Source organism: Symmachiella macrocystis, assembly GCF_007860075.1.
GTDB lineage: Bacteria > Planctomycetota > Planctomycetia > Planctomycetales > Planctomycetaceae > Symmachiella > Symmachiella macrocystis.
Genome location: NZ_SJPP01000001.1, coordinates 1,743,786 through 1,765,336, shown reverse-complemented (window position 1 = coordinate 1,765,336; position 21,551 = coordinate 1,743,786). Strand labels below are relative to the sequence as shown.

18 protein-coding genes are annotated in these 21,551 nt (G+C 55.0%); 13 read left to right on the top strand and 5 right to left on the bottom strand.

Annotated elements, in window-relative coordinates:
* The first annotated feature begins 24 nt into the window (after window positions 1-24).
* The 8 genes from CA54_RS06835 (at window position 25) to CA54_RS06800 (ending at window position 10,598) form a co-directional block, all read left to right on the top strand.
* Window positions 25-1,281 (top strand): lactate racemase domain-containing protein, encoded by a 1,257-nt coding sequence (locus CA54_RS06835; RefSeq protein WP_197532254.1) that lies wholly within the window; start codon window positions 25-27, stop codon window positions 1,279-1,281.
* On the top strand, window positions 1,278-2,828 hold the full coding sequence (locus tag CA54_RS06830) for a class I adenylate-forming enzyme family protein (protein WP_146370061.1): 1,551 nt from the start codon (window positions 1,278-1,280) through the stop codon (window positions 2,826-2,828). Before CA54_RS06835 ends, CA54_RS06830 begins: the two co-directional genes overlap by 4 nt.
* 341 nt (window positions 2,829-3,169) lie before the next feature.
* A complete protein-coding gene (locus tag CA54_RS06825) occupies window positions 3,170-4,735 on the top strand; it encodes an NAD-dependent epimerase/dehydratase family protein (RefSeq protein ID WP_197532253.1) in 1,566 nt (521 codons plus the stop codon).
* 302 nt (window positions 4,736-5,037) lie between these two features.
* Complete coding sequence (locus CA54_RS06820; protein ID WP_231962992.1) at window positions 5,038-6,216, top strand: DegT/DnrJ/EryC1/StrS family aminotransferase; 1,179 nt, start codon at window positions 5,038-5,040, stop codon at window positions 6,214-6,216.
* Complete coding sequence (locus tag CA54_RS06815; protein ID WP_146370060.1) at window positions 6,213-6,803, top strand: sugar transferase; 591 nt, start codon at window positions 6,213-6,215, stop codon at window positions 6,801-6,803. Before CA54_RS06820 ends, CA54_RS06815 begins: the two co-directional genes overlap by 4 nt.
* A gap of 188 nt (window positions 6,804-6,991) precedes the next feature.
* Window positions 6,992-8,839 (top strand): hypothetical protein, encoded by a 1,848-nt coding sequence (locus CA54_RS06810; RefSeq protein ID WP_146370059.1) that lies wholly within the window; start codon window positions 6,992-6,994, stop codon window positions 8,837-8,839.
* 41 nt (window positions 8,840-8,880) lie between these two features.
* Window positions 8,881-10,104 carry a glycosyltransferase family 4 protein gene (locus CA54_RS06805; RefSeq protein WP_146370058.1) on the top strand — a complete coding sequence of 408 codons (1,224 nt, stop codon included), beginning with the start codon at window positions 8,881-8,883 and terminating at the stop codon, window positions 10,102-10,104.
* Window positions 10,104-10,598: a VanZ family protein gene (locus tag CA54_RS06800; RefSeq protein ID WP_146370057.1), complete on the top strand. Its 495-nt coding sequence runs from the start codon at window positions 10,104-10,106 to the stop codon at window positions 10,596-10,598. The genes CA54_RS06805 and CA54_RS06800 overlap by 1 nt, the downstream gene beginning before the upstream one ends.
* 123 nt (window positions 10,599-10,721) lie before the next feature.
* On the opposite strand, the gene CA54_RS06795 is transcribed toward CA54_RS06800, so the two are convergent.
* The 4 genes from CA54_RS06795 to CA54_RS06780 form a co-directional block, all read right to left on the bottom strand.
* Window positions 10,722-11,744, bottom strand: a complete 1,023-nt coding sequence (locus CA54_RS06795) for a PIN/TRAM domain-containing protein (RefSeq protein WP_146370056.1) — start codon at window positions 11,742-11,744, stop codon at window positions 10,722-10,724.
* Window positions 11,745-12,475: 731 nt separating this feature from the next.
* Window positions 12,476-12,979: an HIT family protein gene (locus CA54_RS06790; protein ID WP_146370055.1), complete on the bottom strand. Its 504-nt coding sequence runs from the start codon at window positions 12,977-12,979 to the stop codon at window positions 12,476-12,478.
* A gap of 60 nt (window positions 12,980-13,039) precedes the next feature.
* Window positions 13,040-13,429, bottom strand: a complete 390-nt coding sequence (locus CA54_RS06785; protein WP_146370054.1) for a LysM peptidoglycan-binding domain-containing protein — start codon at window positions 13,427-13,429, stop codon at window positions 13,040-13,042.
* Window positions 13,430-13,607: 178 nt separating this feature from the next.
* Window positions 13,608-14,783 (bottom strand): hypothetical protein, encoded by a 1,176-nt coding sequence (locus tag CA54_RS06780; protein WP_146370053.1) that lies wholly within the window; start codon window positions 14,781-14,783, stop codon window positions 13,608-13,610.
* Window positions 14,784-15,090: 307 nt separating this feature from the next.
* Between CA54_RS06780 and CA54_RS06775 the strand changes: the two genes are divergently transcribed.
* Both CA54_RS06775 and CA54_RS06770 read left to right on the top strand, forming a co-directional pair.
* Window positions 15,091-15,948 carry a hypothetical protein gene (locus CA54_RS06775; RefSeq protein ID WP_146370052.1) on the top strand — a complete coding sequence of 286 codons (858 nt, stop codon included), beginning with the start codon at window positions 15,091-15,093 and terminating at the stop codon, window positions 15,946-15,948.
* A 252-nt stretch (window positions 15,949-16,200) separates the two neighbouring features.
* On the top strand, window positions 16,201-17,193 hold the full coding sequence (locus CA54_RS06770) for a DMT family transporter (RefSeq protein ID WP_146370051.1): 993 nt from the start codon (window positions 16,201-16,203) through the stop codon (window positions 17,191-17,193).
* Window positions 17,194-17,210: 17 nt separating this feature from the next.
* Here the strand turns inward: CA54_RS06770 and CA54_RS06765 are convergent, their stop codons facing one another.
* Window positions 17,211-17,849: a hypothetical protein gene (locus CA54_RS06765; RefSeq protein ID WP_146370050.1), complete on the bottom strand. Its 639-nt coding sequence runs from the start codon at window positions 17,847-17,849 to the stop codon at window positions 17,211-17,213.
* A gap of 104 nt (window positions 17,850-17,953) precedes the next feature.
* Between CA54_RS06765 and CA54_RS06760 the strand changes: the two genes are divergently transcribed.
* The 3 genes from CA54_RS06760 (at window position 17,954) to CA54_RS06750 (ending at window position 21,445) form a co-directional block, all read left to right on the top strand.
* Window positions 17,954-18,439, top strand: coding sequence for a metallophosphoesterase family protein (locus CA54_RS06760; protein ID WP_146370049.1), 486 nt, complete (start codon window positions 17,954-17,956; stop codon window positions 18,437-18,439).
* A gap of 312 nt (window positions 18,440-18,751) precedes the next feature.
* Window positions 18,752-20,131 carry a hypothetical protein gene (locus CA54_RS06755; RefSeq protein ID WP_146370048.1) on the top strand — a complete coding sequence of 460 codons (1,380 nt, stop codon included), beginning with the start codon at window positions 18,752-18,754 and terminating at the stop codon, window positions 20,129-20,131.
* Window positions 20,132-20,527: 396 nt separating this feature from the next.
* Window positions 20,528-21,445, top strand: a complete 918-nt coding sequence (locus tag CA54_RS06750) for an NAD-dependent epimerase/dehydratase family protein (RefSeq protein ID WP_145373977.1) — start codon at window positions 20,528-20,530, stop codon at window positions 21,443-21,445.
* Window positions 21,446-21,551: the final 106 nt, after the last annotated feature.

The following is a 21,551-nucleotide window of genomic DNA, read 5'->3' as shown; positions in this document are numbered from 1 at the left end:
GTTAATCAACCGTACGGAATGACAATGTCTGAGATTCACGTCGAACTTCCTTGGGGGGCTTGGTACCGCGACGAATTACATCGTCTGCAGTTGCCCGGTCATTGGGAAGTTGACGTCTTGGCACCTGCCGGAGGACCGGCATGCACGCCGCAGGACATTCAAGCAGCAATCACCGCACCGATTGATAGCCCACCGCTGACGGAGTTGGCCGCTGGAAAAACGTCGGCTTGCATCGTGATCGATGACATGTCCCGACCCACTCGTACAGCCATGATTCTGCCGCCGTTGCTGGAACAATTGCGGCAGGCCGGCATTGCCGATTCAGCAGTCTCCATCGTGATGGCCACTGGTTCGCATGGAAATGTTCCGGCGGAGGACATCGCCAAAAAAGTCGGTCCGGAAATCGCAGCGACCTATCGCGTCGAATGCCACGATTGCCGCGGCGACTTGGCTTCGACCGGCATTGCCTACGGCGACCGCGAACTACGCGTGAACCGCACATTTTACGAAGCGGAATTGAAGCTGGGCATCAGCTCGATCCTGCCGCACTCCTTCGCTGGTTTCAGCGGCGGCGCAAAACTCGTTCTGCCTGGATTGACCGACGTCGAGGCGACCGCCCGCAGTCACAAATTTGTGCAACTCGGTTTGCGAGGCGGAGCAGATCCCGACCGCAACAAATTCCGCAGCGAAGCCGAACAACTCGCGCGGACTCTCGGGATGGAATTCATTGTCTGTGTCGTGAGCAATCAACAACGCGATCCAAGTCATGTATTCGCCGGCAACATCGTGGCCGCGCATCGCGCCGCCTGTCATGCCGCCTCGGGGGTTTTCTCAACGGAATTGCGACGCGACTACGATTGCCTGATTCTCAATGCCTACCCGAAAGACAACGACCTGATCCAAGCTGAAAACGTTTTCATCGCCTTGAAGACCGCGAAGTCACCCACCGTTGGCGACGACGGTGTGATTGTGATAACGACTGCTGCGTCGGAAGGAGTCGGACAGCATGGTCTGTTCGAGCCGGGAGGCCTGAGCTATCGTGCTCCGCAGCCCAAGCGTTTTTTGAAAAACCGTGAGCTGTGGCTGTATGCCCCCACGGTCACCACACAAAACGCACGAGCTCTCTATTGGGAGGGCTATCCTGTCTTCCAACGGCCGGAGGAACTGACGGCCGCCTTGGATCAGCGGTTCCCGCAGCCAACGCGCTGCGGTGTCTTCCCGTGTGCTCCCATGCAACAGGTCAGCGACGCGCGCGGCGCGGTGATGGGGGTGGCGGTATGAAAACACTCTTCGCACAATTTGCAGAACGCGTGGCGGCAACACCGAACCGCGTAGCGGTCCATCACCGCAATTGCGACACGACCTATGCGGACTTAGCCCGCAGCGCCGCAGCAGTCGCCGCATGGTTACAAGCACAAGGCCTGCAACATGGCGATCGCGTTGCGGTGCTGATCCCCAATAGTGCAGCCTTCGTTGCCGCCTATTTGGGAATCCAAGCCGCCGGGGGCGTGGTTGTTGCTCTCAATCCAGATACGACTCCGCACGAACTCACCAACACGCTGGGCGATTGTGCACCGTTTGGCATTGTCACCGGCGCAGCGGCGGAAGTGCCTTTGTCGCAGATTGCTGAAAAATTGCCGAGCGTTCGCGTCGTGGTTCGTGTGGATGACAAACCGGCACCCGTTTTTCCAAAGTCCTGGCAAATCGCCGCCTGGGCCGATGCCGAGCAACACCCCGTCACACAAACACCAGCGCTGCCGCAGCTGGATGACATCGCGCAAATCATTTACACATCCGGCACGACCGGTAAGCCCAAGGGTGTCACGCTCAGCCACGGGAACGTCGCTGCCAATTGCGCTTCGATCGTCGAATATCTGAGCCTCTCGGCCGACGATAGCGTGTTGGTCAGTTTGCCATTCTTCTATTCCTACGGAAACTCGTTGCTATTCACACATTTGGCCGTCGGGGGTCGATTGGTGTTAGCATCCGACACGGTGTTTTGGAACCGCGTGTTGGATTTGATGCAACGCGAAAGGACCACCGGATTTTCCGGAGTCCCTTCGACCTATGCGATGTTGCTGCACAAATCCGATTTTCGCACACGGGAGTTTCCTGAGCTAAGATATCTCACATGTGCCGGTGGAGGACTTGCGCCGGCCGTCGTCGATCGGTTGCGAGACGTTGTGCCGAACGTCGAATTGTTCTTAATGTACGGACAAACCGAAGCAACCGCCCGGCTTTCGACTTTGATGCCAAATGAAGTCGACACAAAGCTGGGATCGATTGGCCGGGGGATTCCCGGAGTCGACCTGTCAGTGCTCGACGAGACGAATTCCCCAGTTCAACCGGGCGAAGTGGGAGAGATTATCGCGCGCGGCGAAAACCTCATGCAGGGTTACTGGAACGATCGCACGGGAACCGCGCGCGTCATTCGCGAAGAAGGTTTGCGGACGGGCGATCTCGCCAGAGTGGATGAGGACGGATATCTTTTCATCGTAGGCCGCAAGTCGGATATTATCAAAAGCGGCGCCTATCGAATCAATCCCAAGGAATTGGAAGAAGTCATATTAAAATTGCCGGGCGTCGCCGAAGTGGCCGTCGTGGGTCTGCCGGACGAAATCCAAGGCGAATCCATCGTGGCCTTTGTCGTGCATTCGGCCAATGAAGTAGAAACGACAGCGGAGGTGATTTTTGAACATTGTCGAAAACATCTGCCGCGTTACAAAATGATCCGCGACGTGCGATTTGTGGACAGCCTCCCCAAGACACCAAGCGGAAAGATCAGAAAAAATGACCTACGAAATGTAGACAACTCGGTGCCTGCTTAAGTGAGTAGAACCTGTTTCAGAATCTGGTGGCCGCATGTTCCGAAAACGTGCAAAACAGCGTCAACGGGACGCGTCAAAAGGTTTTTAAACGACGGAATGAGAAAATTGCCGTGAAATTCACAGAATTACCACAATGACATTTACATAGGTATCACAACCTAAGAAATTAGAGGCTTATCGCCGCTCGGGCAGCTAAGCCGCAAAATCGGGCCATGTAACGGAAAACAAGTTTTTTTGGGCAGTCCTAGACATGGTGCCGTTGGTTAAGAATCGCCATCGGGACGATAAAAGACCGCGCACCATCGATAGACAACCGTGGAGATCCACCAGGAGCCGGCCCCATGTTCAACATGAAAAAAATGAAAATCACAAAAGCACAAACCGTCCGTTTAGCAGCCGACGCTGCTCTGATCAATGTCGCTTTTATCGCTGCATTGGCGTTGCGATTCTTCCTGTTTGTCGCCATGCGACATCAAACTCAGGTCGACTACGAAAACGAGTTCTGGTCGCTGGTCACCGCCTATTGGCAAAACGCGATTCCACTGACGTTAGTCTCGCTGGTGGTCTATTCGCTCAGCGGATTTTATACCTACAGCCGCGTCTACCAGGGGCGTTATAAAGCTCTCGTCGTGGCACAAGCCGTCGCCCACAGCTATTTGATTTATGGCGTCGCAGTCTATTTTCTGGCCGACCGGCTCGACATGGTCGAAATTCCGCGGATTGCGTTCGTCATGGCCTGGCTGATGAACACCGGCCTCACACTGGCCTCGCGAACATGGACATCGGTTTGGGAAAAAGTCGTACGCCCTGAACGGGACGCCAAGTTGCGGGATGTCGATTCTAAAGTCCGCAGTGTCCTCGTCATCGGTGGAGCCGGTTACATCGGTTCAGCCTTGTTGCCGAAGCTGCTGGATAAAGGCTACCGCGTTCGCGTGTTGGACATGTTTCTGTTCGGCCAAGAGCCGATTGCCAAAATAGCCAATCACAAAAACCTAGAACTGGTTTCTGGCGACTTCCGTCATGTCGAAAAAGTGGTCGAAGCCATGCGTGGAATGGATGCCGTCGTGCATCTGGGAGCCATCGTGGGGGATCCGGCTTGCAATCTCGATGAACGCGTGACTGTCGCCGTCAATCTGTCGGCCACGCAAATGATCGCACAAGTGGCCAAAGCTTCAGGGATTCGCCGCTTCGTCTTCGCTAGCACCTGTTCGGTCTACGGAGCCTGTGATGAGCTTCTCGACGAACGCTCGGAAGTCGAACCGATCTCGTTGTATGGACACACGAAACTTGCCGCGGAAAATGGCCTGAAGAACATGGCGGATGCGAATTTCGCTCCCACCTTGCTCCGGTTTGCCACGATCTACGGTCTCTCGGGACGGACACGGTTTGACCTGGTGATCAACGTCCTTTCGGCCAAGGCCAAAGTCGACGGGCAAATCACTGTGCATGGTGGTGACCAATGGCGGCCGTTCGTCCATGTCGACGACGCTGCACTGGGCGTATTCACAGCCCTTGAAGCCCCGCTGTCAGTCGTCGGAAACCAAACCTTCAATGTCGGCTCGGATGAGCAAAATCACACGATTGGCGAAATCGGCCAAATGGTCAAAGACCAAGTCTTTACCGCCGAATTGATTTGCGAGGAATCAAACACCGACAACCGCAATTACCGAGTTAGCTTCCAAAAGATCCGCAACCTGCTGGGCTTTACACCGGCATGGACGATCGAATCCGGGATCAGCCAAGTTCTCGAAGCTGTTGCCAGTGGAGAAGTCCAAGACTACCGCGACGACAAATACAGCAACGTCAAATTCCTTAGCGGTTCCAGCGTGATCGAATTGGTTCGCGCCGACGACGATTGGTCGAAGCTGCTCACTGAGACGAACGACACGTCGCAAGTCCCTGTTTAGGGACGAATCGCTTCAACGCCTATCCATTGGGCCTCCTCACAATCGCGTGGAGAGGCCCATGGTTGTGCCGTCGACCGTGCATCGAAGAAAATCTGTCTCCGCGCTGCCTGCAGTGCGTCAGGCGGTCGAGAAACGATGCTCTTTGCAGCACTATCGCCGGTGCGATTCGTATGACCGTCCAAAAAATTAGTACCTGGGCGGCCCACACTGCGCCGAAGCGTGGATTGTCAGGTATATTTACCGGTCGGCGCTGCCGATTTTCTTTGATTGTCAGACTCACCTAATCCCAGAGGATTGGCAAATTGACCAAAACGACGACACTGGCCCAGCATAAAATCCCTTTTTTCCTGCCGACCATCGGTGAAGACGAAATCAATGAAGTCGTCGACACGCTCCGTTCGGGATGGTTGACCACCGGTAAAAAAGCAAAGCAATTCGAGCAAGAATTCGCAGACCGCGTGGGGGCGAAACATGCCATTGCCGTGAACTCTTGCACAGCTGCGTTGCACTTGGCGCTCGAAGCACTCGGCATTGGTCCCGGGGACGAAGTGATCGTCCCAACGTTGACGTTCGCCTCAACAGCCGAAGTGGTCGTGCACCTGGGGGCAACACCGGTCTTGGCCGATTGTCGACCCGATACGCTCAACATCGACCCCGCTTCGATCGCCGCGAAAATCACCTCAAAAACCAAAGCGATCATTCCAGTCCACTACGCCGGCCAACCGTGCGATATGGACGCGATTCACGCGATCGCCCAAGAACACAAATTACCCGTCATTGAAGATGCGGCGCACGCAATCCCGGCGCGGTATGGCGAGCGGACCGTAGGAACCATCAGCGACATCACCTGCTTTTCATTCTACGCGAACAAAACCATCACCACCGGTGAAGGGGGGATGGTCACAACCGATTCAGACGACCTGGCTGCCCGGATGCGGATCATGTCCCTGCACGGCATCAGCAAGGACGCCTGGAAACGCTTCAGCGCCGAAGGCTCGTGGTATTACGAAATCACCGCTGCCGGATTCAAACACAACATGACCGATGTGGCTGCATCGATCGGCTTGCATCAACTCCGGCGGTGCGACGAATTTTGGGAAGGCCGCACCCGCTCCGCCGAGTTTTACAATCGCGCATTCGCCGACGTTCCTGAAGTCCAAACGCTCACGGTTGACCCTCAAAATCAGACCTCTTGGCATTTGTACGTGATCCAATTGCACCTGGACAAACTCTCCATCGATCGCGGCGAATTCATCAACCGCCTGACCGCCGCCGGCGTGGGGACGAGCGTGCATTACATGCCGCTGCACATGCATCCCTATTATCATGAGACGCACGGTTACCAAGTCGATGACCTGCCGGTGGCCAAGTCTGCTTTCGAACGGATGCTATCGCTGCCGATTTATCCGCGACTCAGCAACGACGACCTGAAATACGTAGCCGATACCGTGCAGGCGATCGTGGCGGAGACGCGTTCATGATGAAACGCATGTTTGATTTGTTGGTTTCGTTTTGCGGGCTTTTGTTGTTGTGGCCGGTGCTGTTGGTTTCAGCGGTGTTGATCAAATTGACGTCGGCCGGGCCCGCCTTGTACCGGCAACAACGCATGGGGCTCAATTTCCAATCCTTCGACATCCTCAAATTCCGTACGATGGTCGTCGATGCCCACAAATTGGGGGGACAGATCACCGCCGGTCGCGACCCGCGCATTACTTCGGTCGGTCATTTTTTACGCAAGACAAAAATCGACGAACTGCCGCAATTGATCAACGTCTTCAAAGGCGAAATGAGTTTTGTTGGACCGCGTCCAGAAGTACCCCGTTATGTGGAAATGTTCCGGGACGACTATGCGGAACTGTTGAAAGTCCGTCCGGGCATTACCGATATCGCTTCGCTCAAATACCGGCACGAGTCCGAACTGCTCGGGGAATCCGAAAACCCGGAAACCACATACGTCCAAGAAATCCTTCCCGATAAAATCGTTCTCGCCAAAGAATACATCCGCCGCTCGTCGATCCTCTTCGACCTGAAATTGATTTTTAAGACTGTATTGCGCATGGCGGAGTGAATTCCCGTTTGGGGGCAACGGTAGGTGCAGGCCGGTCGGTGGCCGAGTTGCAGTTTATGGTTTTCGGTCCTCAGCGGCAGGACAACAGGATTCAACGTGCGGCTGACTGGTCGTGATAATTAGGATCTACTGGGCTCGACTTGGATTCGTGAATTAAGCGTTTTAGACGGCCGTATCTTTCAAATCCCATGAAATTACTCTTTCTCAAAAAACGCGAATCGCTGCTTGTGGGCTGGGGAGCAGTTCTGGGCTTCAATGTTGTGCCCCGTGGACGTCGTACGGGCGGTAAGCAACTGACTAGCGCTAATCGAAGTGGACTTCGAGGCTTTCCTCTGCTGAGTCGGTATCGTCGCCCAACAACTCAGCCGCGTACCTATCTCGGACTCTGCCGCGCAGCAGCCATTTTCCTGGGACTGGTCTACACATTCGGTGCGCGGTATCGCATGTACCCCGATACTGTTTCCTATCTCGACATGGGAGACGCCTACCTCCGGGGAGACTTTGCCAACGCACTCAATGCCTATTGGGGAGCCTTGTATTCCTGGTTTCTAGGGGCTGCCGTGGCCATGTTCGATCCTTCCCCCCACGGCGAAGTCCTGCTGGTTCATGCAGTGAATTTTTCGATTTTCCTGTGTTCATTGGTAGCATTTGAGTTTTGCTTGCGAAGCGTATTCGATTCGCAAGCAATATTGCGCGGCACGGGGAATCTGAAACTTGCACGGACTGGTCTCGTGGTTTTGTTGTATGCGCTCTACACCTGGTCAGCATTGGAATTGGTCACGGTTTCCATCCCTACGCCGGATCTCTGTGTCTCTACGGTGGTCTTGCTTGTGGTCGGAATCATCGCGCGGATTCGTGCAGGGAAATCATCTCTAGGCATATTCGGTGGATTAGGATTGATTTTGGGTGTCGGCTATCTTGCGAAAAGCGTAATGTTACCCTTGGGATTCGTGTTTCTAGCAACCGCTTGGATCTCCTATGGACGTCGACGTGGACTGACGAGTCGGATTCTCATATCCTCGTGCGGCTTCGTAGCCGTAGCCGCATTACTGATCGTTCCATTATCTCTGTCCCATGGACGATTCACATTTGGCGAAAGCGGCCGGATGAACTATGCCTGGCACGTCAATCGGGTGCCGCACTTTGCGCATTGGGAGGGAAATGTCGCAGCTCATGGCGTCCCGCTTCATTCAACGAGGAAACTCCCCACCAACCCGGTCGTTCACGAGTTTGCGACGCCGATTTCCGGGACCTATCCACCCTGGTATGCCCCCGCTTATTGGTATGAAGGAATTCAGCCGAAATTCAACCTCCAACAACAATGCGTTGCCAGCCTGCAAATTGTGCGCGACGCCTCCGTCGTGCTCTTCAAAGAGCAATCTTACGTGGTCGGGATGGTATGGGGACTCTTCGTATTTTCATTAATATCGGCAAAAATACAAACTCAAAAAGGCTGGCGCGCTGTTCTCAATAGCCTGAGGTCACAGTGGTATTTGTTTCTTCCAGCGGCTACTGCACTTGGCATGTACAGTCTGGTCCATATTGAAATTCGCTACCTCGGCCCGTTCATATTTTTAATTCTTATGGGACTCGTCTGGGCAAGCCATCGTCTGGTACAAACAGATGTGTCGTGGGGCCAATACGCTGTCTCTGCCGCTGTTGTCATTTGGGCTCTGTTGGCGGTTGGTGGCGTGCGGGAATTGGCACACACCACTGACGACAGCGAACATTGTCGCGTCGCTGAAGGGCTTTGGCGGATGGGAGTCGAACGTGGTGCCCCGATTGGCCATGTCGGCAACTCGTTTAAGGCCTATTGGGCGCGGTTCGGACGATTTAAAATCGTCGCGGAAATCCTCCCCGCTGATGCCGATTCATTTCTGGCCGGCAATTTGCAAACTAAACAGACGATCATCGATAAATTCCGTTCGTGCGGAGTCCGCGCGATTGTGACAAAGCGTAACGCCCAGCCGGGAGCAGGCTGGGCGCCAATTCCCGACACGCAATATTTTGCCTACTTATTCAGCGCCGAAGGATAACAACGCCCGCATTCCGCCTGCGAGCGACCGGACATGACGATATGAAAATTCTCTTCCTACAGAAGCGACCGCTGTTCCCTGCCGATATGGGGGGCAAGATCCGTACTCTCAACGTCCTACGCTATTTAGCTGCCTGGCACGAGGTTACCTACTTGTGCAACGTGCAAGCGGGGGAGGAACCGGGCGTGCAGGAAATGTGCGATATTGGCCTGCGGGTCGAGACCGTTCCCTGGGTCGAGACGCCGCGGAGTACGCTCAAATTCTATGGAGAACTTGCGGCAAACCTATTCTCCCCGAATCCGTACAACGTCGATAAGGACTACGATCCTCAGTTGCGACGACGAGCGGAGGAATTGCTGGCTGCTGACCAGTACGATATGGTCGTCTGTGATTTTGTACAGATGGCCCGCAACGCCATCGGCCTTCCGGCGGCGGCTAAGGTTCTGTTTGAACACAATGTCGAGGCACAGATCTTTGAGCGGCATGCGCAACAAGACGAAGGTTGGCTGCGCAGGAAATACATGGGGCTGCAATGGCGCAAGATGCGGCGGTTTGAAGGGGAAGCGGGGCAGCAGTTCGACGCCGTCGTCGCCGTTAGCCACCAAGACAAAGAGACCTATATCCGCGATTACAGCTGGGACCATGTGCAAGTGATCGACACGGCGGTCGATCTCGATTTCTTTCAACCCGACCCGGCTGCCGAACAACCGCAACGGATCGTATTTGTGGGATCAATGGATTGGCTCCCCAACCAGGATGGCGTCCGGCATTTCGTGGAACAAGTTTGGCCATTGATTCGTCAGCGTTGTCCCGAAGCCGAATTTCGCGTCGTCGGCCGCAACCCCACGCCGATGGTCGAGCAATTGGGCCGCACACCCGGAGTCGAGATCATGGGCACCGTTCCCGACATTCGCCCCTTCTTAGCCGAAGCAGCATTGGCCGTCGTTCCGCTGTTAGTCGGTGGTGGCACGCGATTGAAGATATTTGAGGCGATGGCCATGCAAAAAGCAGTCGTCAGCACGCCCTTGGGGGCGGAAGGATTGGAAGTCACATCCGGCGACAACGTGCAACTCGCCGACGCCGGCCCTGATTTCGCCAACGCCGTCATCGAGTTGTTGCAAGATGCAGACAAACGCCACAAGATGGCCGCTGCGGCGCGGCAACTGGTCGAAGAAAACTATTCCGCCGAAACAGTCGCTCGACAATTCGAAGCCATTTGCCGCCAAGCCGTGGAAACTCAAAAAACCGCTGCCGGCGCTGTCTGATGACGTTCCACAATCTCCAAAGCGGTTCATCCGCTGTTGCGACGAGAGCAGCCCACCTGCCTGTTTGGCTGTGGTGGGGCGCGGTTGTCGCATATTTTCTGTTGCTCAGCTATCTGTTGCTCACACCGCATCCGCTGTGGTTCATGGGGACGGCCGGTGCAGCGGCTGAGGAGACTGTGGATAGTACGCTGGCGGACTATGCGCAACACGCACTGGCTTATGCCGTGTTGGGGGGACTGATCACCTTAGCCACGGTGGGCAAGACGTTTAGGCTTCGCTGTGGCTGGCTGACGGCAGCAGCGGCACACGGAGTTCTCTGTGAAATCCTGCAACATTTCATTCCCCACCGCCATTTCGGTGCGCATGATGCGTTGGCCAATGCCGTGGGGGTGATGGGCGGTTGGGCAATCGCGATGCTTCTCTGCCGTTTGCCGGTGGTCCGTGCCGTGACCCCATCGGTTTGCATACCTGATCCGGACATCATCCGCGATTGAGCGGCGCGACTGCGAAAATAACAGCGAACTATAACGGCGGGGCGAAGTCGCTTCGCCGTTTCTCTTGCGCTGAACACGTGCTGGTGGCACGCTTTTTCAACCCTCTGCTAGGCCGCGCTAGGGTCAATGCTCGTCGTGATCCCACAGTTTCCCGAAGATCATACGCCCGGCACTGTTTTGCAGGACACTGGTGACGATAATGTCCGCATCAGTGCCGACAAGATCGCCTGCCGCTTCGCACACGACCATCGTGCCGTCATCAAGGTATCCCACGCCTTGGCCGATGCTTTCCCCTTCTTTGATGACTTTGATCTGCATCCGTTCGCCCGGCAGATAGCGGGGCTTGAGCGAGTTGGCCACGTCGTTGAGATTCACCACATCCACGCCTTGCACGCTGGCGACCTTATTCAAATTGAAGTCGTTGGTCACCACCCGTCCGCCAAGTTCCATGGCGACTTCCACCAACCGTTGATCGATCGACAAGCCTTTCGATTCCTCGCCGTTTTCAACATGGTGCATGCGGACGTCGGTTTTCTCATCGGCCTGCAATCGCGCCAAAATATCCAACCCACGGCGACCGCGATTTCGCCGCAGCTTTTCTTTGCTGTCCGCGATATTTTGAAGTTCCTTGAGCACAAACGTCGGCACGATCAATTCTGAGTCAAGCACGTTGGTGTCGACCATATCTGCGATCCGTCCATCGATGATCGCGCTGGTGTCCAAGATGAAGGGGCGTCCCCCTTTCACCTTCTTAGAAAATTCCACATAGGGAATGATAAAGCGAAAATCGTCCTTCGTGTGCAACAACCACGTCACGCACAAATAAGGGGCGACAATACTCGTTAAAATCTGGGACAGCGAACGATAGGGAGAATCGGCGACGACCGGTTCGAGCGCCTGATTAAGGAGGTTGCTCAACAACCACCCCACTAACAGTCCGAAGTAAACCGCCGAGATCACCTGCACGCTAAATCGCCGCAAACCGAAATCGGCCAGCGTTGCCATTTGCGTGATTAACATCAAGACAATAAACGACGTGGCCGGGTAGTCGCTGATCAGTTGGGGGCGTTCAGGCGCATTGACGAACATGCCCACCACGCCTGCGCAGACAATCAAATAAACCGAACGAATGATGATGAATAGCATACTACACCTAAACAGCAAATGCGGTGGTTAACGCACTTGGTATCAAACAAGTTAAATTCAAGAATAGATCATCGCCGCCCTAAGCCGCATTCTGATTCGATCAGATCCTTCGTTCCTACCGTCGGATCACAGCGATGCTAGAGAATGTTTCGAGCAACCTTGCACATGCGGTTCAGCGGTCCATACGTGGCAAGATGCCTGTTCATCTCCTGCGAATCGAATTGACAGCATCAAAATATCTAAACGGTTCCCGTTCCGCCGCGATTCGGGAGTCAAGCATTGCAGGAATTCCAGTCCTGCTGACAACTGCGCCTGTGGGAAAATCCATGCGGTGAATGGACCGCCGCACCAACCCAAATCAGCGATTCAGATGTGGCAAGAGATTTCAAAAAAAGTCCTGCAAAATCTATTGCAGCGCATGCTTCAGATCAGGACGGTAAGGCCAGTCAACAATCTTTCGGTTCGGCGACGGTTTGAATGTGAGCAACTTCACAAAATTGTCGTCTGTTTTGAGCCAAGAATCAAGCGGCCGCGCCACTTCAATCACGACTTCTTGGCAGTCCCTCTCAACAATCGCGGTCCCGGGGTTACGAAAACTAGTGTCATACCCTCGGCTATCGGCCCGAATTCCAGGGTGCGAATCGATTGATAGGTTGGATTGCAACCAACATCGCACGTACTTTCCCCTACTTTTCACGGTGCTGGTAAGATCATACCGCAACGGTGCAGCGTTATTTTGCTTCATCGCCTAGCGTCTCTTTTAATAAATCGTACAACGCACGCAATGATTGAGGGATCACCGTCGTTTCAGAAACCACGGTCATGAAATTCGTGTCGCCACTCCAGCGCGGAACGATATGCCAATGCAAATGCCCCGGCAGCCCCGCACCGGCGACGTGTCCCAGGTTCAGCCCGATATTAAATCCCTGCGGAGCCAGACTTTGCTGCATGGCCGAGACCATTTGCTGCAAGACCTGCATGCACTCCAGCATCTCGTCGTCATCCAATTGCTCAAAATCCCCCTTATGGGCCAGCGGCGCAACGAGTAAATGCCCGTTGTTGTACGGATACCGATTCAACACGGTGATTGTCCGTGGACCACGCGCCAAGACAAGATTCTCAACGTCGTTTTGCTCCGCAATGTACCGGCACAAAAAGCAATCCGGCCCGGATTCGTCCTTAGGCTCTTTGATGTATTGCAGCCGCCAGGGCGCCCAGAGGATTTCTTGCGACACGGTTTCGGGACCCTTTTGATCTGGGGTGAAGGAATTCGCGATTGCACGAATGAGGACGTCTTACCGTGCCGGTGGCAAAAAAATCGACTGGCCCGGCTGCAGTGTCGAGGTGGCGTCTAAGCCATTGCTGTCCAGTAGTCGCGACAGCGGAATTTGGTGGGCGCGGGCGATGCCGGAGAGTGTATCTCCCTGCCGAACTTCATAATAATGCTGCGTTTCACTGCGGTCGGGGATATCGACGATCTGAGACACAGGGACATGTTTGATCGGCCCGGGATTGGGCGAGAAGTCTCCGCTTTGCTGAGAAACCACCGGTCCGGGCGTCTGTTGCGTGATCGGCCCCGTGCCGGGATCAATCACTTGATGGCCGCCGCAGCCAGCCAGCATGACCAGACACAACACAGGGAATAACCGAATGACTCGTCGGCCGGCATCAGAATCGGCATACACAATCCAGGATCCTTCCAATTCAGTTCGGGCATCCGCTGCACAATACGTCCCGAATTCTAACGCGTTTGCTCCCACATGAAAATGCCGGTCCGGGGGAGGAGGCGTGAGGCTTGAGGGGACAGGCGTGAGGGAAGTCAATTGGACGTCGAGCGCATTGGGACTGTCGAATGATCGATGATTACCGCTTTACCCCCGACGACGTATTGCGGCTTCCGATACCTTCCTCAAGCCCATCAGCCCCCGCCGGGAGCGATGGATCCGCCGGGAGCATTGGGTCTGCCGGCACCGTTCCCCGGCCCAGCCAGGCAGAGACCGTCCCGTAGGCGCGTTTGATCAGGCTACCATCCAGTACGCCTTCAGTAATCGTATCCTCGTCGCTGGAAAAATTTGTCCAGACGGCATCGATGTAGGGGGCGTACGATTGGCTGACGGTCGCGTAGAAACCTTGTTCGTTCATCGTCTTCAGTGAATCCGCATAATGGCCGATGATCACATTGTTGAACAGAATGCCGGCCACGCTGATGCCGGTCATCGTGCCCGTCGCCACCGATTGCGCCTTGCCGAGGCTGTGCATTGTGACCGCCGTCGAGACATTCAATAGACTCACGTTGTCCCGTCCGGCGATTGCTCGCATCTCATTCCAATAGCTGGTGATTTCCGATTCCGGAATGATCGACGTATAGTTGGCTGCCGAAATCGCCGCTCGCGTTTCGTCCAACGACTTTTTGAGTTCGGCTACCGACAACGGAGGCGCATCAATCAACCCGGCCGCCTGCCCGGACGCATTCCGCACAGCATCCAAAATGTCGTCCACCTTCTCGATTGTCGAAGTCTCGTCGATCAATCCTTGCGTTTTCAATTCGGTCGCCAATTCCTGGGCATACACCTGCGTCCCATACGCCACGTCGCTGACAATCGCCAGCATCCACATCGGCGAGAGATGCATCATTGACAACCCCGCCAGATCGACAAAGTTGCCCACCGCCTTACGAGCCAAATAGCCGTCCATCCCCGCTTCGGCTTCAGCAACCTCAGCCGGTTTCGTCTTGCCAATATCCTCGGTAAGGAAACGCAGCGAATTTCGGACAACGACTTCATAAGTCTTGGAATTATGAAACCCGCGGGGCACCAACAATTCCGCCGCTTCGCGCGCCGCCCCGGATGCCAACGCTACTGTACTCCGGACTGTCCGCTCAGGAAGGGACAAGGTGTAGAGCAAATACTCTGTCAGATCCGGCGCAGCGACATCCAGCGGCACGTGCTTTCCGCACGAAACACATTTCAAATGTCCGGCCAACGCTTTTTCATCACTCAGCTCACCCTGACAACGGGGACAACAATGGTCGGTGGTCATGCGATTCATTCCCCAATTAACAGAAAAAATTGTGCGGCAACACGTCTCTCTCAAATGGAGGTCTTTCCTTGACCAACGGATCCTTCTACCCATTGGATCACAAGAAATAGTGTTTCGTCTCGGGTAATCCCGCACCGAGACAAAAAAATGACGATCGCCCTGGGGTTTTGTTCGCGACTTTTTCGGTTACGGGAGGGATTCCGAGGATGCCCAGGTTGGCGAAGATTCGTTTTTGTCCTGCCGATGCGAAGCGACAGCAGGCAGGCGACTTTACAATTCTCCATGTTTTTTGGGCAAGGACGCTAGTATGAAATTCCAATGGAAGGCAGCATGCGCACTGTGTGCAGCCCTAATGTTCGTCGGCTGTACGCGTGTGGTTGTCAAAAAAGACCCCGGATATGACGACAAAGGGTTTCGTTATTACCGGCCGAAACCTTATCTGTTTATAACGCCCGGAACGAGCGGTGGTGGTGGTGGCGGTGGGGCTAGTACGTTTTCCATTCAGCAAGGAAAACCGCTGGAGATCAAGACCGGCCAAACTGGCAATGCGGAGGAAATCGCACAAGCTGGCTATCAGTTGTCTGGTACAGATGGCGACGTAACCGACGAGAATACATTTCAAAAACTCCCAGCGCCGGGGGCTCCCCAAGCTCCACAAAAGATTTCCATCGATCTGGTGTACATGCCCGATTTCGCTGAGGAATACTCGGTCGAGTTGAAACCTGGCTTGGGCATCGGCGAGTTAAGTATGAAGTTGGAGGATGGTTGGAAGCTGACCAGCGTGGGCGTCAAAACCGATCAACAGGTCGATGAAATCATCAGTAGCGTTGCGGAAGTTGTAGAGGCTGGTGGCGGATTGATTCCCAAAGGAACGGATGAAACCCCTGTAGCCGACGGACAAGTTGGACCCCAGGGGATCTACGCCACTAACGTCCCCTTCGGATTCTACGAAGCGGTGATCGCCTGTGATCCGTGCGGCCGTAAACAGTTGTACGGCTGGCGCTACGTCGGCTTTATGCCGTTTCAAAGTTGCCCCACGCAGCCTTGCGGCATGCAAACCGTGGGATGTGAAACAGACGTAGGCACGATCTTTGGTTTGGTATGGGTCAACGGAATTTTGCAATTCGCGGAAATCGGCGAGATTCCCCGCGAGCCGCAACCGTAACAGAACTCGCCCATCAAGAAATTGCCCTGGAAAAGCAATCGCGGCAGTGGATTCAAAATCGGGGCGTCACCGACTTCTTTATGTTGGTGGCGCCCCCATTTCGTAGACATTCCGGCAATTCACAAAATCCGCACATGAATTCGAACGCATCTCTGCATCGTCGCCGCCCTGGGCATTTCGGCGGAAACTGGTATTCTGTGTCAAAGCAAACGCAAGAATACACCGCCGATTCCATCCGCAGATATCGCCCCCATGCCATCCAAGTCGCAACCCGCTCATCTGGTCACCCAGCAACCTTTAAGTATGACGACTGCTGGGTTGTGCGTGTTGATGTCGGCTTTGTGGGGCGCCAATGCTGTCGCAGTCAAATTCTCCACCGTCGATATTCCCGCGATCTCTACCGCTTTGATTCGCTTCGTGCTCGCAACGCTCTTCATGCTGCTTTGGTGTCGCTGGGAAGGCGTCGGACTAAAACTGAATCGGACACAGTTCCGGTCGGTACTCATCACGGGCATCTTGTTGTTTTTGCAGATCGGCGCATTTCATCTCGGGGTGGCCCGGTCGAGTTCCTCGCATGCGACGCTGTTCGTCAACACCTATGTCTTTTGGGTGGTGGCCTTGGAACATTTTGTGATGCGGGCGACGCAACTCACCTGGAATCGCGTGCTGGGACTGCTCATCGCCGGATCAGGCGTCGTGCTGATCGTGGCGGTCGATACGCAAAACACAACACCGACCAAGGGCGATCCCGCCACACTCGCAGGCGACCTACTGTTGTTGGCCAGCGGGTTTTTGTTGGGCGTCAAGATCATCTATACCAAACACGCGCTACGCAAAGTGCAACCGGGTCCCCTCACATTTCATAGCGGCCTCGTCGGTGTCGTGCTGTTTGCGATCTACACCACACTCTTCGAAGGAGTGAACCTACTCCACGTAACACCGGCTGTGATTTGGCAATTCAGCGTCGAGCACACCCCTTCGCTGTTGGGGCTATTGTATCAAGGCGTGGTGGTGGCCGGCTTCTGTTTCGCGCTCTCGGCATTGTTACTACGACGGCACGCCGCTTCACAAATCTCAGTCTTCAGTTTCGCCTCACCGCTATTTGGCCTAACGTTCAGCGTCATCTTCCGCGGCGACCAACTCTCCCCCTGGCTAGCCGTCGCCGCCGTGTGCGTCATCGTCGGCATCTGGCTGGTAACGGCGGTGAAAGGGCGTGGGGAAAATGTCGCCCCACCGACGAAATAGGCTCGATGTGTAATTCATCACGACAACAATATTCGTTCGTCTGTAACATCATCTTCGAGCGTGATACGGCAATTCGAGATTGCGAATTGTTGGTCCGTAAACCATCGCTGAAATGTGGGAATGTCGAATTGCGTTTCACCTAGGAGGGAGCGGTCTGGCAGAAAGCTGATTTGTTCCCATGTTTCAGTCGTGTCGCCAATGTCGACGAAAGGACCGGCCGGGGATCCTTGTTGATACTCTTGTCGCCAATGCCGGGCATCGATGCCGCAATCGACTTTCAGCCACTCGCTCAGCGCGTTGACAACAACGACGCCTACACGGCACAGATCTTTATGGACGGCACGTTTGGCGTCGCGGCAAGCATTGAGTTTCGTCAAGAGAGGCTGAATGGCTGGCAATCCGTCGCTGCCAATGAGTGGAAGTGGTGGTCCGTTGTCCCAAATGGCGATGCTCCCGTCTTTGCGGAGTGTTATGCGAATCTCTGTTGCACAACCTTCAAACGCGTTGTCCAGTGAAATGCACAGGCATTCCTGCAAGAGAGAATTCACTGCATGCGGCTGGCCGAATTCGGACAAATACATGGCTGGCCGATCACGAATCCCGTCTGTTGCACTGAGCGATTTAATTGGCCGTGTGTTATCACGAGAACTCGACATGACGCATTCCCCTTTGATGAGACTGTTGTATGATAACAAATCCCTCGCCCTTCAGGCTCAGGCACCACCGGGGGATTGACCAAACGCTAAGTGAAACACGCCCCATGATCGGCATCCTCGCGGACACACACAATCACGTCAAACGCACGCAAGCCGCGGTGCGGGTGTTGCAAGAGCAGGGGGCGGAGGTGTTGGTGCATTGTGGCGATTTGGCGAGCCCCGAAATCGTTGAGATCTGTGCGGTGCTGCCGCTGTACTTTGTGTTCGGCAACCACGATGCTGACAGCGCCGCCGATTTGAAACAGGCAGCGGCCCAGTATGGGGCAACCTGTCTGGAATGGGGCGGGCAGTTCGAGCATCGCGGGAAACGGATCGCCGTCGTCCACGGCCACATGACGATCGACCTGCGGCCGCTGCTGGAATCCGAACCCGATTACCTACTCACCGGCCACACCCACACCGCCCGCGACTGGCAATCTGGCCCCACCCGCCGCATCAACCCCGGCGCATTATTCCGCACCAGCGAACCATCCGTGGCGCTGCTGGACGTGGTGGCGGATGACGTGCAGTTCTTGCGGGTAGATACCTAGGGAAGTGCGGATAACCCGGTTTCTGCACGTCCCTCTGTAAAACCGGTAGGCTGTTGGGCTGAATCGTCGGCAGAATCAGCCATGGCTCCTGCCTCCTAGCTCCGTCGGGGCTGGCTATTGCACCGACCGTGTCGGTTGCGCCGAATCCCCCCCTTGCGCCGGGGGCGGGCGCTGGCGGGTATACGAAGTGCGGAGAAAATAAGCAGGATGGCTAAAGAGGGCAGGATGCGTGTGTCGAAGAAAAGAGATGAACGGGCAACGTCTGGTTGTCAGACGTACGAAATGTTGACACTTTTTGGGGAAATCGGAGAGATGAAACACGCATTTTGGATCTCCGTCGCCGCCGGGCTATTCTTGGTTGCATGCGACGGAACTACAGCCGAAGCAGGATATTGTGGAGCAGCGAACTATTCATGCTGCCCAACATCCTGTTGTGCCCCGAGCGGGGACTATTGTGCCGCGAAATCGAACTGCTGCACCTGCTACAAGCAAGTGCGGGAAGTCAAATGGGAAAAAGAACAGTACACATGCTGCAAAACAGTGTATGACACTGTCTGCGAAAAAGTGCCGGTGCAGTGCACCCGCAATGTGTACGAAACACGCTATCGCGATTGCTGCTACACCGTCTGCAAGCCGGTCTACAAGACTTGCTACCGCGACGTTTGCTGCACGGTTCGCCGGCCGGTCTACAAGACTTGCTATCGCGACGTCTGCTGCAAAGTCTGCAAGCCGGTCTACAACACCTGCTACCGTGATGTGTGCTACACGGTCTGCAAACCGGTCTACAAAACTTGCTACCGCGACTGCTGCTACACAGTCTGCAAGCCGGTTTACAAGACATGCTACCGTGACGTCTGCTGCACGACCTACAAACGCGTCTGCGAAACCAAATATCGCGATTGCTGCTACACGGTCTGCAAGCCCGTCACTGAGACCAAGACGATCGACGTTTGCTGTGGAGAATGGAAAACCGTCACGGAACACTGCCCCGGTCCTGTGGTTTGCAAATGCGTTTGCGATCCCGGTACTTGGGAAACCAACTGCTGTGGTTGCTGCATCTACAAACCGGGTTGCTGCCGCATGGTCAAACAACAGTGCCCCGGCACGACGGTTTGCCGCAAAGTCTGGTGCCCCAAGACGGTTAAAAAGACTGTTTGCTGCACCCGTTATGTCACGGAAACCAAGCATCGCCGCGTGCCTTACACCTGTGTGAAATGCATCCCGTGCACGACGACCAAAAAGGTTCCGTACACGACTTGCAGCTACGTCCGCGAATGCAAAACGCGTCGCGTGCCGTACACGACCTGCACGATGGTTCGCCAGTGCTGTCACAAGAAAGTACCGTACCGTACTTGTCGCATGGTCACCGAATGCATCACCAAAAAGGTGCCGTACACGACTTGCACCTACAAGTGCGAATGCATCACCAAGAAGGTGCCGTACACAACGTGCCACCACGTGAAGCAAACCTGCACCCGCAAGGTTCCGTACCGTGTTTGCAAGCAAGTCTGTGAGACGAAATACGTCACACGTCGCAAATGCGTGCCGCGTCAGGTTCAGGTCACCTGCACCCGTTGCGTGCCCCGCGTCACCTGCAAGATGGTGCCGGTCCAGGTCTGCTGCCCCGCCGACCCGGGATGCTGTGCCCCATCAAATTGTGCGGCTCCGCAAACCTGTTGCGAGTCCAAGTAATTGGTGTAAAGAGAGACGCTAGTCGTTTTCGTCCCAGGGCGGCGAAATGACTGGTTCGGTGGCTAAATTGAATCCTTGCCCGTTCGACAGGGGTCGGCTGTAAAGCCGACCCCTGTTTCGTTTGATGCGTCTCAATTCAGCAACGTAGTGCACCCACGAACGATCTGTGTCAGCCACCCTGTCGTCTGCGGCAGGACATTTGAGACGGAGGCGGGCCACGATGTGCTGGGGAAAAACTCAAGATTGCTCAATGAGGCGGCAAAACTGATTCAATCGTTACAGCTTGTCCGGCCGATACATCTTACGGAGCGGAGCAACCCAAATGCGCGCGGACGCGCTACGTACGGGTGTGCATCCCCGCTCGGGACCTTGTTTCGGCCAGGAGTTTCTAACGCGATGAAGATATTGGTCACCGGTGGAGCAGGCTATGTCGGCGTGCCTTTGGTCTCCGCGCTATTGGATGCCGGACATCAAGTCACGATTGTCGATAATTTCATGTTCGGCTTCGAATCCGTGCTGCATCTTGTTTCGCGGCCGAATTTGAAGATGATCAAAAACGATGTCCGCAATGAGGACCTGTCGTACCTCGATGACAGTGACGTGGTCTTTCATCTGGCCGCTATCAGCGGGTATCCCGAGTGCGAAGCCAATCCCAACTCGGCGCAGCGGATCAACCTTGATGCCTCGATCCGCATTTCCGATCATCTCTCCAAAGACCAATTATTAGTCTTTGCCTCGACGACCTCCATCTACGGGGCGTCCGGTTCGGTCAGTGATGAAGAGACCGAGGTCGCTCCGGTCAGCTTGTACGGCATGACCAAACTGCAAGCCGAACGAGTGATCATGCAACGCGAGAATTCGATCTCGTTACGCTGGGCAACCGTCTTTGGCGTGGCCCCCCGTATGCGGTCCGGGTTGATGGTCAATGACTTCGTACAAAAAGCAATACACGAAGGGACGTTGGTGCTCTATTCGGGCGACTCCAAACGGACCTTCATGCATGTCAACGACAGCGTCGCCGGGTATCTCTTCGCGCTGGAGCACGTCGACCAAATGCGAGGCGGCGTCTTTAACATGGGCAGCGAGGAGTTGAACTACTCCAAACGGGATATCGCCGAAAACATCCATCGCTACGAATCGTTCGAAATCGTCGATTCCAGTATGTGCGACAAAGACGTACGGCATTTTTATGTCTCGTACGCAAAAGCCAAGGCGCTCGGATTTGAATGCCAATATTCGCTGGACGACGGCATTGTGGAATTGATCAAGCTGTACCGCTTTTTCAATCCGCACTCATTTATCAAAGCGATTTGAAATGAGTGGCCAGTGACGGGAACAAGAATTGCCCGACGACTTGGGTGGGCCAATCCTGAAGTCTACGGCCTAAAGCCTTGTTGGGGAGACCTGCGGTCGGGGTAGT